General features: G+C 60.7%; 10 protein-coding genes and 1 tRNA gene. 10 read left to right on the top strand and 1 reads right to left on the bottom strand.

Annotated elements, in window-relative coordinates; translation table 11 throughout:
- Nucleotides 1–184 precede the first annotated feature (184 nt).
- From H3L91_RS06125 to H3L91_RS06105, 5 genes are all read left to right on the top strand, one after another.
- Entirely contained in the window at nucleotides 185–1105 is a 921-nt protein-coding gene (locus tag H3L91_RS06125) for an energy transducer TonB (RefSeq protein ID WP_007342744.1), read from the top strand.
- 105 nt (nucleotides 1106–1210) lie between these two features.
- A complete protein-coding gene (locus H3L91_RS06120; RefSeq protein WP_007342743.1) occupies nucleotides 1211–1873 on the top strand; it encodes a MotA/TolQ/ExbB proton channel family protein in 663 nt (220 codons plus the stop codon).
- Nucleotides 1874–1876: 3 nt separating this feature from the next.
- Entirely contained in the window at nucleotides 1877–2338 is a 462-nt protein-coding gene (locus H3L91_RS06115; protein ID WP_007342742.1) for an ExbD/TolR family protein, read from the top strand.
- Between the two features lie 339 nt (nucleotides 2339–2677).
- The gene (hisD, locus tag H3L91_RS06110; protein ID WP_040659495.1) at nucleotides 2678–3970 is read left to right on the top strand and encodes a histidinol dehydrogenase; all 1293 of its coding nucleotides are present in this window, start codon (nucleotides 2678–2680) and stop codon (nucleotides 3968–3970) included.
- Between the two features lie 325 nt (nucleotides 3971–4295).
- Nucleotides 4296–4757 carry a hypothetical protein gene (locus tag H3L91_RS06105; protein ID WP_040658876.1) on the top strand — a complete coding sequence of 154 codons (462 nt, stop codon included), beginning with the start codon at nucleotides 4296–4298 and terminating at the stop codon, nucleotides 4755–4757.
- 48 nt (nucleotides 4758–4805) lie between these two features.
- Here the strand turns inward: H3L91_RS06105 and H3L91_RS06100 are convergent.
- A tRNA-Thr gene (locus tag H3L91_RS06100) sits at nucleotides 4806–4881 on the bottom strand.
- 64 nt (nucleotides 4882–4945) lie between these two features.
- On the opposite strand from H3L91_RS06100, the gene H3L91_RS06095 reads away from it, so the two are divergent.
- From H3L91_RS06095 to H3L91_RS06075, 5 genes are all read left to right on the top strand, one after another.
- A complete protein-coding gene (locus tag H3L91_RS06095) occupies nucleotides 4946–5152 on the top strand; it encodes a hypothetical protein (RefSeq protein ID WP_007342739.1) in 207 nt (68 codons plus the stop codon).
- A gap of 391 nt (nucleotides 5153–5543) precedes the next feature.
- Nucleotides 5544–6680 (top strand): elongation factor P maturation arginine rhamnosyltransferase EarP, encoded by a 1137-nt coding sequence (earP, locus tag H3L91_RS06090; RefSeq protein WP_007342736.1) that lies wholly within the window; start codon nucleotides 5544–5546, stop codon nucleotides 6678–6680.
- A gap of 45 nt (nucleotides 6681–6725) precedes the next feature.
- Entirely contained in the window at nucleotides 6726–7286 is a 561-nt protein-coding gene (gene efp / locus H3L91_RS06085; RefSeq protein WP_007342735.1) for an elongation factor P, read from the top strand.
- A gap of 184 nt (nucleotides 7287–7470) precedes the next feature.
- Nucleotides 7471–10239 carry a preprotein translocase subunit SecA gene (gene secA, locus H3L91_RS06080; protein ID WP_007342734.1) on the top strand — a complete coding sequence of 923 codons (2769 nt, stop codon included), beginning with the start codon at nucleotides 7471–7473 and terminating at the stop codon, nucleotides 10237–10239.
- A gap of 295 nt (nucleotides 10240–10534) precedes the next feature.
- On the top strand, nucleotides 10535–12409 hold the full coding sequence (locus H3L91_RS06075; protein WP_007342732.1) for a tetratricopeptide repeat protein: 1875 nt from the start codon (nucleotides 10535–10537) through the stop codon (nucleotides 12407–12409).
- The last annotated feature ends 140 nt before the right edge of the window (nucleotides 12410–12549 follow it).

Genomic DNA, 12549 nt, shown 5'->3' with positions numbered 1-12549 from the left:
CCGCCTGCTGCGGGTGCACCGGCGGGAATCTTTCGCCGTGCCGAAGACATGTTTTCAGACGGCCTGCTGCCGCTCCCGCAACCCCACCCCGTCCGAATAAAAAAATTATTATGTAAAGAGAAAACAACGGATTGAAAAAAAACAGCTTGCAACGAGTAATAGTATTAATTAGTATGCCGCCCCTATGAAAAACGACCGCCTACTAATCTTCTCCGTAACCGTATTTGTCGCACTGATGCACGCGGCTCTGTTCGCCCTGCTCATGCTGCTCACCACCGCTCCTCCGCCGCCCGTGGAGGAGATGGAGTTTGTCGATCTGGCCGGCTTCGGCCCGCCCGGCGGCGGGGGCGGCGGCGAGCCCGAAGCCGCGCCCGCCCCCGAGCCCCAGCCGGAAGCGGCCAAGCCCGAACCGGAAAAACCCGAGCCGCCCAAGCCCGTGGAAAAACCCAAGCCCGTGGTGAAAGAGCCGGAAAAACCGAAAATTAAGCCGGTGATCACCCGTGACAAAAAGGCCGACATCCGCGTGCCGAAAGAAGAAAAACCCAAACCCGAGCCCAAGCCGGAATCCGAGCCCAAGCCAGTTCCCAAGCCCGAACCCCGCCCCGCGCCCCCTGCCCCGCAGCCGGCGAAAAAACCCGAATTCACCGCCCCCGGCGGCACCGGCAGCGGCGAAGGCCAGGGCACCGACCCAAAAGCCCACGGCAAACCCGGCAGCACCGGCACGGGCGGCGGCAAAGGCGGCGGCGACGGCACGGGCGAAGGCTCCGGCAGCGGCCCGGGCAAAGGCCCGGGAGACGGCGGCGGATCGGGCGGCGGCGACGGCGCGGGCAGCAGTGTCGGCAACGCCATCGTCAAAGCCGGCGGCCGCCTCGCCACCCCCGAATATCCTTCCATGTCGCTGGAAAACGACGAAGAAGGCACGGTCGTCATGGATCTGCTGGTCGATCCCAGCGGCCGTGTAACCGACGTGAAGATCGTCAAACGCAGCGGCTTCGCCCGCCTCGACAAAGCCGCCGAACGCGGCGCGCGCGGCGGCCACTACCAAACCAACGGCAAATGGGTGCGTTTCAAAGGCGCGAAAATCGTCTTCGAACTTTCAAAATAGCCTTTTGCCGACACCGCATACGGGCCGTCTGAAAAACCGCAGCTCCCTTTTCAGACGGCCTCAACGGAAAAATTTTCAAATCAACAACCAAGGAAGCATGACAACATGAATTTATTACACGTTTTCCAACAAGGCGACTTCGTTCTCATCACCGCCTTCATCATCCTCATCATCATGAGCATGGCCACCTGGGCGGTGATGATCGTCCGCGCCATCAAACTGCGCCAGGCCAAAGCGGGCAACGCCCGCGTCAAAGACCTCATCTGGAACGCAAAATCCCTCGACGAAGCGGTGAAAATCGCCCGCGAGAACGAATCGCCGATGAGCGACATGCTGCTGGACGCGGTCAAAACCGACGAAGCCTTCCACCGCAACAAAGACGCCAACCTCGCCTCCGGCGTGCCCTTCGGCCCCTACCTGATGCGCCAGATCCAATACAACATCAGTCAAATCATGCGCCGCTTCGACGGCGGCCTCACCGCGCTGGCCTCCATCGGCTCGAGCGCGCCCTTCATCGGCCTGTTCGGCACCGTGTGGGGCATCCACAAAGCCCTGCTCAACATCGGCCAGAGCGGCCAGGTCAGCATTGCCGCCGTGGCCGGCCCCATCGGCGAAGCCCTGATCGCCACCGCCGTCGGCCTCTTCGCCGCCATCCCCGCCGTTTTGGCCTACAACTTCCTCGTGCGCGGCAACAAAACCCTGTTGCAGGACTTAAACGCCTTCGGCCACGACCTGCACGCGCAAATCCTCAACAAAAACGGAGAATAAGCCATGTCCTTTTCCATGAACGAAGGCGGCGATGACGCACCGGTAAGCGACATCAACGTAACCCCGCTGGTAGACGTGATGCTCGTGCTGCTCATCGTCTTCATGATCACCATGCCCGTGCTGACCCACTCCATCCAAATTGATTTGCCCACTGCATCAGAAAATGCGCAAGATGTAGATGGGAAGCAACCAACTGATCCCGTGTGGCTTACCGTTGATGATGCAGGAAAATACTATCTAAACCGAGAGACCACACCTATCGCCAAAGAAAATTTAAAATCGGCATTTGAGCAGGTAGTTGCTGAAATAAAAGCAAAAAACCCAAAAAATAATGCTGTTTTGGCGGTTGATGCCTCAAAAGATGCCGATTATGAAACAGTAATCTCTGCGGTAGAAATTGCCAAAGAAGCAAAAATCGACAAAATAGGCTTCAACTTCGAGCTAAAAAATATTCCGGCACGATAGTGTTGCACAGGCCGTCTGAAAACGCAGTTTCCGCCTTTTCAGACGGCCTGTTTCCCGTCCGCACGATACGGGTTTCAAACCGGTTCGCCACACCGCCCGCAACGCACCGGCCTCAGCGGCAGAGGCCGTCTGAAAGCAGGTTTGCCCAACCGAAACCGTTTTGCAGACAGCCTCAACCTTTTGCCCCCCGCCCCGTTGTCCGTCCCCTGCGGCAAATGGTATAAAGCAGCCCGCCTCCCGCCCGCCGCGCAAACATTTTCAGACGGCCTCAAACACCGCAAAGGCCGTCTGAAAACATGTGCGCCACACCCAAACCAAATCCGCCCACGGAACAACACCATGAAAAAACTCGACACCCGCTCCCCCGCCTTCCAAGCCGAACTCCAAGCCCTGCTCGCCTTTGAAACCGCGCAAAACCCCGAAACCGAACGCATCGTCGCCGACATCTGCGCCGACGTACAGCGGCGCGGCGACGATGCCCTCATCGAATACACCAACCGCTTCGACGGCACCGACGCGCAAAGCATGGCCGACCTCACATTGACGCAGCACGAATTGCAGGCCGCCTTCGACCGCCTGCCGCGCGACATCCAAACCGCCCTGCAAACCGCCGCCCACCGCGTAGAAAGCTACCACCGCCGCCAGAAAATGGAATCGTGGAGCTACACCGACGAAGACGGCACCCTGCTCGGCCAGCAAATCACCCCGCTCGATTCCGTCGGCATCTACGTCCCCGGCGGCAAAGCCGCCTACCCCAGCTCCGTCATCATGAACGCCATGCCCGCCCACGTTGTCGGCGTCGGCGAAATCATCATGGTCGTCCCCACCCCCAAAGGCGAGCGCAACGACATCGTACTGGCCGCCGCCCACGTCGCCGGCGTAACCCGCGCCTACACCGTCGGCGGCGCGCAGGCCGTCGCCGCACTGGCCTACGGCACCCAAAGCATCCCCCAAGTGGACAAAATCACCGGCCCGGGCAACGCCTTCGTCGCCGCCGCCAAACGCCGCGTGTTCGGCGTCGTCGGCATCGACATGGTGGCCGGCCCCTCCGAAATCCTCGTCATCGCCGACGGCAGCACCCCCGCCGACTGGGTGGCGATGGACCTGTTCAGCCAGGCCGAACACGACGAAATCGCCCAAGCCATCCTCATCGCCACCTCGCAGCAGTATCTCGACGACGTTGAAGCCGCCATGAACCGCCTGATACAAACCATGCCCCGCCGCGCCATCATCGAAGCCTCCCTCAGCGGCCGTGGCGCAACGATACTCGCGCGCGACCTGGACGAAGCCTGCGAAATCGCCAACCACATCGCCCCCGAACACCTCGAACTCTCCGTGGAAAACCCGCAGCACTGGGCGCAAAAAATCCGCCACGCCGGCGCAATCTTCATGGGACGCTACACCAGCGAAAGCCTCGGCGACTACTGCGCCGGCCCCAACCACGTCCTGCCCACCAGCCGCACCGCCCGCTTCTCCTCCCCGCTGGGCACATACGACTTCCAAAAACGTTCCAGCCTAATACAGGTTTCCGAAGCCGGCGCGCAAAAACTCGGCCGCACCGCCAGCCTGCTCGCGCACGGCGAAAGCCTCACCGCCCACGCCCGCGCCGCCGAATTCCGTTTGAAAGAGTAAACCGGCAAACGCAGCAAAGCAAAAAGGCCGTCTGAAAAACAGTTTTTCAGACGGCCTCTTCTTTAAAAAAAACAACCGGCAACGGACAAACGGATAACGAGGTAGGGCGCATCGCCCCAAAGCGACGCACACGTTCCCCGCCGCATCACAGATTCCCGACCATTAACACCCAAAAAGGCCGTCTGAAAAACAGTTTTCAGACGGCCTCTTCACTTAAAAAAACCGCCGTCCCCAACGCCGCAAACAAAAACGCAAACCCCTTTCCATCCCCTGCCCCGCCGTTTCCGCTATACTGCCCGCATTTCCAACCGCAAGGATCAAACACATGAAAAAAACCGTCCTTCTCACCCTCGCCGCCGCCACCCTCGCCGCCTGTTCCGGCTCGTCCGTCAACCTCGGCATCGGTGGCTTCGGCCGCCATCTCGGCCTCGGCACATCCGTCAGCATCCCCGTCGGCGGCAAAAAAGCTCCCGACGCCTACACCCCCGACTCCAAAGAAGAAACCGTTGTTGTCCGCTTTACCGCCGACGGACAACCCACCGACAACCCCGCAAAAGGCGGCAGCTACCGCCAGCTGCTTAGCAAACGCGGCGACAACGAATACCTGGTGCAGGACTTCTACGAAGAGGGCGGCGCAAAACGCACCGACCCCATGCCGCTCACCCGCGCCACCCTGTTCACCGCCGACGCGCACCCCCAAGACGGCACCCTCACCGTCTACGCCCCCGACGGCAAAATCCTGCGCCACCAGCTCTACCGCAACGGCCGCCCCGCCGCCCGCCCGTAAACGGCACGCGGAAAAACAGCCCGATTGCAAAATCGGGCTGTTTTGTATTGGTGCCGGCGGCAGGATTCGAACTCGCGACCCCCTGATTACAAGTCAGGTGCTCTACCAACTGAGCTACACCGGCTGAAAGAAGGGCGCATTATGCGTATTTTTCCCCGCCGCCGCAAGCGTTTTGAAAGAAAAATCCGATGGAGAATTTTCAGTTTCCTGTTTTTTCTAACCAAATATTTACCGCAAATAATAAAACCGGCGGCAGGTTGCCGGATTTTGCCGCCGACGGGCGCAGGCGGGTATGCCTTGTCCGCTATGTTCCAAGCGGCAGCGGCGTTGTGGCCACGCCGAAGCTGCGCTTTCAGAAACGTCATCCCCGCGTTTATGCTCCGCAGGAGTACTGACGGGGACGGCCTCTGCCACGGTTCGGATGCCGTTCAAACGCAAAGCCGAACGTGCGTTTTGCGGCAAATCCGCGATAAAACAAGGCTTCGCCGAGTTGCCCACAAAAGTTGTGGATAAGTTTGTGGGTTTTTTGTGGGCGGCGGCGGATTTTGCCAATTATCTGTGGTTCTCCCCGTTTTGATTAAAAAATAGGCATTTAAATAAATCTTTTATAATCATATTGTTAAATAACATAATACCTTGTCAAGAGGCAGATTTGAAATTTTCTTATGGCATTCAGATATTTCCGTTTGGTGTGGATAAAAAGATATTTTTCCGCCCGTTTGCGCTTGACAAAACGGCGCAAGGGGGTAAAACCGCCGTCCGATTAGACTTTACGGATGACCCCCGATGAACACGTCCCCTTCCTGCCATATTTTCTGCACGGTGATCGACAATTTCGGCGACATCGGCGTCAGCTGGCGGCTGGCGCGCATTCTGCAAAACGAATGCCGCTGGCGCGTTACCCTGTGGCTGGACGACGAAGCGGCCTTGCGCGCCCTCTGCCCCGGCCTGCCCGCGCTGCCCTGCCGCTACCGCGACACGGATTTGCGGCTGTGGCGCGAAGGCGGCGACATGCCGCAGTGGGACGAAACTGCCGACATCGTTATCGAAACCTTCGGCTGCAATCTGCCCGAGGATGTGAAAAAAAGCATCGCGCGGCAAAAAGCCCTGTGGCTGAACTGGGAATACCTCAGCGCGGAGGAATGGGCGGCGGCCATGCACGGCAAGCCTTCGCCGCAGGCCGACGGTACGGAAAAGTTTTTCTGGCTGATGGGTTTCGACGAACGCGGCGGCGGACTGCTGCGCGAAAAAAACTATACCGAACTCTGCCGCTGCGACCCGCCGCTTTTCAGACGGCAGCTCGGTTTGCCGGAAAGAAACGCGCCCGAATGGCTGCTGTTCGGCTACCGCAGCGGCGTGTGGGCCGACTGGCTGCGCACCTGGCAGGCGGCGGGCGAAGCGATGACGCTGCTGCTCTGCGGCACTCAAGTTGCAGACAGCCTGAAACAGTCCGGCATCATCCCGCAGGAGTGCCTCAACCGCGACGGCGACGTTTTTCAGACGGCCTGTGTGCGCCTCGCGCGCCTGCCCTTTGTGCCGCAACACGATTTCGACCGCCTGCTGCATCTTTCAGACGGCCTCATCGTGCGCGGCGAAGACAGCTTCGTGCGCGCCCAGCTCGCCGGCAAGCCGTTTTTCTGGCACATCTACCCGCAGGACGAAATGGCGCATTTGGACAAACTGTCCGCCTTCTGGCAGAAGGTTTACCCGCTGTTTCCGCCCGAAGCCGCCGCCACCCACCGCGCCCTATCGGAAGAAATCAACGGAAAAGGCCGTCTGAAAAACGAAGAGCGGCTGGCGCACTGGCTGTTTTTAAACGAACACATGAGCGCATGGCGGCAAGCCGCGCAGGCGTGGCGGCAAAAGCTCTTTGCGCAGCCGACGGCGGCGGAAAAACTGGCAAACTTCATCAAACGCCGCTAAAATGCCGCGCTTTTATTTTTGACCAGACAGATTGGACACAACAGCATGAAAACCGCACAAGAACTGCGCGCCGGTAACGTATTTATGGTCGGCAACGACCCGATGGTGGTGCAGAAAACCGAATACATCAAAGGCGGCCGCTCCTCGGCCAAAGTGAGCATGAAGCTGAAAAACCTGCTCACCGGCGCGGCCTCCGAAACCATCTACAAAGCCGACGACAAATTCGACGTGGTCGTTTTGGCGCGCAAAAACTGCACATACAGCTACTTTGCCGACCCGATGTACGTCTTCATGGACGACGAGTTCAACCAATACGAAATCGAAGCCGAAAACATCGGCGACGCACTCAAATTCATCGTTGACGGCATGGAAGACGTGTGCGAAGTTACCTTCTACGAAGGCAACCCGATTTCCGTGGAACTGCCCACCATCATCGTGCGCGAAGTAGAATACACCGAGCCGGCCGTCAAAGGCGACACCTCCGGCAAAGTGATGAAAACCGCGCGTCTGGTCGGCGGCACCGAAATCCAAGTGATGTCCTACATCGAAAACGGCGACAAAGTGGAAATCGACACCCGCACCGGCGAATTCCGCAAACGCGCCTAATCCGTTTAAAAACAGCAGCAAAAGGCCGTCTGAAAACTTTTCAGACGGCCTTTCCCATCCGTTTTGCCCCAAAAACGCGCCCCGCCGCCTTATCCCGCCTGATTATCGGTTTTCAGACGGCCTGTGTTAAAATGCGCGGCTATTGCCTTTGGAAAACCTTACAAGGTTCAGGAATTTTTCTCACATGCTCACACAACTCGCCAAAAAAGTATTCGGCAGCCGCAACGACCGCCTGCTGAAACAGTACCGCAAAACCGTTGCGAAAATCAACGCGCTAGAAGCGCAGATGCAGGAATCGGACGATGCCGCGCTGCAAGCCAAAACGGCCGAATTCAAACAGCGCATCGCCGAGGGCGCGGATTTGGACAGCATCCTGCCCGAAGCGTTCGCCGTCTGCCGCGAGGCTTCGCGCCGCGTGCTGGGCATGCGCCATTTCGACGTGCAGCTGATCGGCGGCATGGTGCTGCACTACGGCAAAATCGCCGAAATGCGCACCGGCGAGGGCAAAACGCTGGTGGCCACCCTGCCGGTGTACCTCAACGCGCTCTCGGGCAAAGGCGTGCACGTCGTAACCGTCAACGACTACCTCGCCCAGCGCGACGCCGCCACCATGGAGCCGCTGTACAACTTCCTCGGCTTGCAAGTGGGCGTCATCATCAGCGATTTGGAACCGCACGAGCGGCAGGACGCCTACGGCGCGGACATCACCTACGGCACCAACAACGAATTCGGCTTCGACTACCTGCGCGACAACATGGTTACCACGCTGGACAGAAAAGTGCAGCGCGGCCTGAACTTCGCCGTGGTGGACGAAGTGGACTCCATCCTGATCGACGAAGCGCGCACCCCGCTGATTATTTCCGGCCAGGCCGACGACAATGTCAGCCTGTACCAAATCATGAACCAAGTCCCCCCCCTGCTGTTCCGCCAGGAAAGTGAAGAAGGCGAAGGCGACTACTGGGTGGACGAAAAAAACCACAGCGTGATTTTGAGCGAGGCCGGACACGAACACGCCGAAGCCGTGCTTGTCCGCATGGGGCTTTTGGAAGAAGGCGACTCGCTCTACTCCGTTTCCAACATCGCCCTGATGCACCACCTGATGGCCTCGCTGCGCGCGCATTCCCTGTTCCACAAAGACCAGCACTACGTCATCCAAGACGGCGAAATCGTGATTGTCGACGAATTCACCGGCCGCCTGATGTCCGGCCGCCGCTGGTCGGACGGCCTGCATCAGGCTGTGGAAGCCAAAGAAGGAGTGGAAATCAAACGCGAAAACCAAACCCTCGCCTCCATCACATTCCAAAACTACTTCCGCCTCTACACCAAACTCGCGGGCATGACCGGCACGGCCGACACCGAAGCCTTTGAATTCCAAAGCATCTACAACCTCGAAACCGTCATCATCCCCACCAACCGCCCCGTCCAGCGCAAAGACTACAACGACCAGATTTTCCGCTCGACGGAAGAAAAATACGAAGCCGTCGTCAAAGACATCATCGAATGCTACAAGCGCGGCCAGCCGGTGCTGGTCGGCACCACCAGCATCGAAAACTCCGAGCTGGTTTCCAACCTGCTCAATCAGGAAGGCATCCCGCACAACGTGTTAAACGCCAAAGAACACCAGCGCGAAGCCCTGATTGTGGCGCAGGCGGGCAAAGTCGGCGCGATCACCGTCGCCACCAACATGGCCGGACGCGGCACCGACATCGTGCTCGGCGGCAACGTCAAGCACCAGTCCGAAGCCGTCCGCGCCGACGAAACCCTCAGCGAGGAAGAAAAAGCCGACCGCATCGCCAAGCTGGAAAACGGCTGGCAGGAAGAACACGACAAAGTCATGGAAGCCGGCGGCCTGCACATCATCGGTACGGAACGCCACGAAAGCCGCCGCATCGACAACCAGCTGCGCGGCCGCGCCGGCCGCCAGGGCGACCCCGGTTCCAGCCGCTTCTACCTCTCGTTTGAAGACCCGCTCCTGCGCCTCTTCGCCCTCGACCGCGCCGCCGCCATCCTCAACCGCCTCGCCCCCGAACGCGGCGTGGCCATCGAAGCGGGCATGCTCACCCGCCAGATCGAAGGCGCGCAGCGCAAAGTGGAAGGCCGCAACTTCGACATGCGCAAACAGGTGTTGGAATACGACGACGTGGCCAACGACCAGCGCAAAGTCATCTATTTCCAGCGCAACGACATCCTGTCCTCGCAGGAAATCTCCGGGCTGGCCAAAGAATTCCGCGAAGAAACCATCGCCTCGGTGGTGGACACCCACATGCCGCCCGAAAGCATGGAAGAACAATGGGACCTGCCCGCGCTCGAAGCCCGCCTCGCCGCCGACTTCCGCATCCATGCCGACATCCAGGGCTGGCTCAAAGCTGACAACACCCTCGACAACCAAGACGTCAAAGAACGCCTGATCGCCCAGGCCGAGCAGGAATACGCCGCCAAAACCGAGCTGGTCGGCCGCGAAGAAATGCAGGAATTCGAGCGCAACGTCATGTTGCAGGTCATCGACGGCCAATGGCGCGACCACCTCGCCGCCATGGACTACCTGCGCCAGGGCATCCACCTGCGCGGCTACGCGCAGAAAAACCCCAAGCAGGAATACAAGCGCGAAGCCTTTGAAATGTTCCAAAACCTGTGGAGCGGCATCAAATACCAAATCGCCTCCTTCCTCAGCTCCGTGCAGATCCAGATGAACGAGCCGCTGGCCGAAGAAAGCGAACCGGCCGAACTCTCCGACCTGCACGCCCACGCCGTCCATGCTGACGCGCCCGACATGGAAGAAGTGCTGTCGCAGTCGCGCACCGAACTAGCCGCCGAAGCCTTCGACCCCAACGGCGGCGACGGCGACTACACCCCCGAAGCACTGGCCGCGCGCGGCATCGTCGTCCACCGCAACGAACCCTGCCCCTGCGGCAGCGGCCTGAAATACAAACAGTGCCACGGCAAACTCGCCTGATGCCCCGCACCCGCCCGACCGCGCCTTCTGACGGAACCCGTTCCCCGCCGAAGGCGCGGTTTTTCAAAATCCGCACGCCGGCCGCACACGGCTCTGCCGCCGCCGCCATCCTGTGTTAAAGTAGCCCCCTTTTTTTCGACCTGTCCGGCCGCCGAACGCCGGACAAACGCTTACAGGCCGTCTGAAAACACAAGGTCTGCCGCCATCTGGCCTGCGCAACGGTTTCCGCCCGAAACACCGCCAAAGCCGGACACCGGCCAACCCTGCCCAGCGGCCGACCGCACGAGGACAAAACATGCCTGCCGCCACACCCCGCCTCACCGCCGCCGCCTGCGCCCTGCTCCTGCTCGCCGCCCCCGCGCTCCAAGCCGCCGGCAAAACCAAACAGCCCGTCGCCAAAGTCGCCCGCGTGCGCCACACCCACATCGACGCGGCCGAAGCCGCCCGCCGCGAAGCCGTCGTGCGCCACACCAACGACACCTTCACCCTCTTCGGCGCGGAACTCGCACTGCAAAAAGGCGACCCCGGCACCGCGCTGGGCACCTACATCGCCATGCTCGAACGCACCCGCGACCCCGAAGTGGCCGAACGCGCCATCGACATGGCCGTCGGCCTGGGCGCATACCAATACGCCGAACAGGTTTACCAAAGCTGGCTCAAAATCGAACCCGCCCCCGGCCCCGCCCTGCAACGCATCACCTGGATGCGCGACATGGTGCGCGGCAACTACGCCAACGCCCGCGACGGCTTCACCGCCGCCCTCGAAGGCGCGGACGAAGCCCAGCGCAGCCGCATCTTCCTGCTCGTCGCCCAAATCGCCGCGCAAAACCCCGAAGTGGCCAAAATCATGGAAGAAACCGTCCACCGGCAGGCCGCCGCCCACCAGGACAAACCCGACGCCGTCATCGCCGACGCCATCCTCAGCGCGCTCAACGACAAACCCTCCGCCGCCGTCGCCGCCCTGCAACGCCTGGCCGCGCTCGACAGCGAAATCCTCCCCCCCACCTACCTCACCCTGCGCCTCATCGGCCAGCGCAAACCCGACACCATCAACCGCTTCTTCGCCGAAACCGACACCGACCAACTCTCCCCCGTGTGGCAGGAGCTGCAAATCGAAGCCCTCGTTTACGCCGGCAAAAAAGACGAAGCCGGCCGCCTGCTGCAAAACCTGATCGACAAACGCCCCAGTGCCGACCTCTACATCCAGGCCGCCCTCCTCGCCGCCAACCGCAAAGCCCCGCTCGAAGAAACCGTCGGCTACCTCACCAAAGCCTACCAGAGCGGCACACAGGAACAACAAAGCCGCGCCGCCGTCATCGCCGTTTTGCGCAACGCCGACAACAAAAACTTCGCCGCCGCCCGCAAATGGGTGGAAAAAATCCACGCCCCCGACTACGCCTTCGACAAAGCCGTCCTCACCGCCTCCCTCGACGCCGAAGAGCGCAAATGGCCGCAGGCCGCCGCCCAAGTGCGCCGCGCCCGCGCCATGACCGCCAAACAGGGACGCTTCTTCGACAGCAGCCACCTCGACCGCATCGAAACCCTCACCGCCGCCCGCCTCAGCACCCCCCAGCAGGCACTCGCCGCCCTCAACCGCCTCTACACCCGCGCCGTCAAAGAAAAAGCCGAACCCGACATCCTCGGCAACATCCTCTACCAACGCGCCCTCGTATACAGCGACCGCCTGCACCAGCCCGAAAAAGCCGTCGCCGACCTGCGCCGCTTCATCCAACTCGCCCCGGGCGACCCCAACGCCCAAAACGCCCTCGGCTACACCCTGCTCACCCTGCCCAAACCGCAAACCGACGAAGCCTTTGCCCTCATCAGCGCGGCCTTCGAGCAAGTGCCCGAAGAACCCGCCGTCAACGACAGCATCGGCTGGGCCTACTTCCTCAAAGGCGACCCCCAAGCCGCCCTGCCCTACCTGCAATACGCCTTCCAAGAACAGCCCGAAGCCGAAGTTGCCGCCCACCTCGGCGAAGTCCTGTGGACACTGGGCAGAAAAGACGAAGCCCGCGCCATCCTCAAACAAGGCCAAAGCCTCGATGCCGGCCACCGCACCCTGCAAGACACCCTGCGCCGCCTCGGCCTGAGTGCCGACAAACCCGCCGCCGACACCGGCAAAAGCAAAGGCAAAGCCGCCCCCGCCAAAAAGAAAAAGGCCGTCTGAAAACACCGCCGAAGGCCGTCTGGAACCGTTTTCCCCTGTGAAACCGCACTTTCAGACGGCCTCCGCCGCCAAGCAGGACGTGTGGCACAGCCACGCACGCGGTTCATGCCGTTCAGAGGCCGTCTGAAACCTTGCCCCCT

The sequence above is a fragment of the Neisseria bacilliformis genome (assembly GCF_014055025.1).
Taxonomy (GTDB): domain Bacteria; phylum Pseudomonadota; class Gammaproteobacteria; order Burkholderiales; family Neisseriaceae; genus Neisseria; species Neisseria bacilliformis.
This window is presented reverse-complemented; position numbering and strand designations above follow the sequence as displayed.

Excerpts from the sequence above, each read along its gene's own strand:
- hisD (WP_040659495.1), top strand. The coding sequence starts at position 2,678 with ATGAAAAAACTCGACACCCGCTCCCCCGCCTTCCAAGCCGAACTCCAA.
- H3L91_RS06125 (WP_007342744.1), top strand. The coding sequence starts at position 185 with ATGAAAAACGACCGCCTACTAATCTTCTCCGTAACCGTATTTGTCGCA.
- H3L91_RS06120 (WP_007342743.1), top strand. The coding sequence starts at position 1,211 with ATGAATTTATTACACGTTTTCCAACAAGGCGACTTCGTTCTCATCACC.
- H3L91_RS06075 (WP_007342732.1), top strand. The coding sequence starts at position 10,535 with ATGCCTGCCGCCACACCCCGCCTCACCGCCGCCGCCTGCGCCCTGCTC.
- efp (WP_007342735.1), top strand. The coding sequence starts at position 6,726 with ATGAAAACCGCACAAGAACTGCGCGCCGGTAACGTATTTATGGTCGGC.
- H3L91_RS06115 (WP_007342742.1), top strand. The coding sequence starts at position 1,877 with ATGTCCTTTTCCATGAACGAAGGCGGCGATGACGCACCGGTAAGCGAC.
- earP (WP_007342736.1), top strand. The coding sequence starts at position 5,544 with ATGAACACGTCCCCTTCCTGCCATATTTTCTGCACGGTGATCGACAAT.
- H3L91_RS06105 (WP_040658876.1), top strand. The coding sequence starts at position 4,296 with ATGAAAAAAACCGTCCTTCTCACCCTCGCCGCCGCCACCCTCGCCGCC.
- H3L91_RS06095 (WP_007342739.1), top strand. The coding sequence starts at position 4,946 with ATGGAGAATTTTCAGTTTCCTGTTTTTTCTAACCAAATATTTACCGCA.
- secA (WP_007342734.1), top strand. The coding sequence starts at position 7,471 with ATGCTCACACAACTCGCCAAAAAAGTATTCGGCAGCCGCAACGACCGC.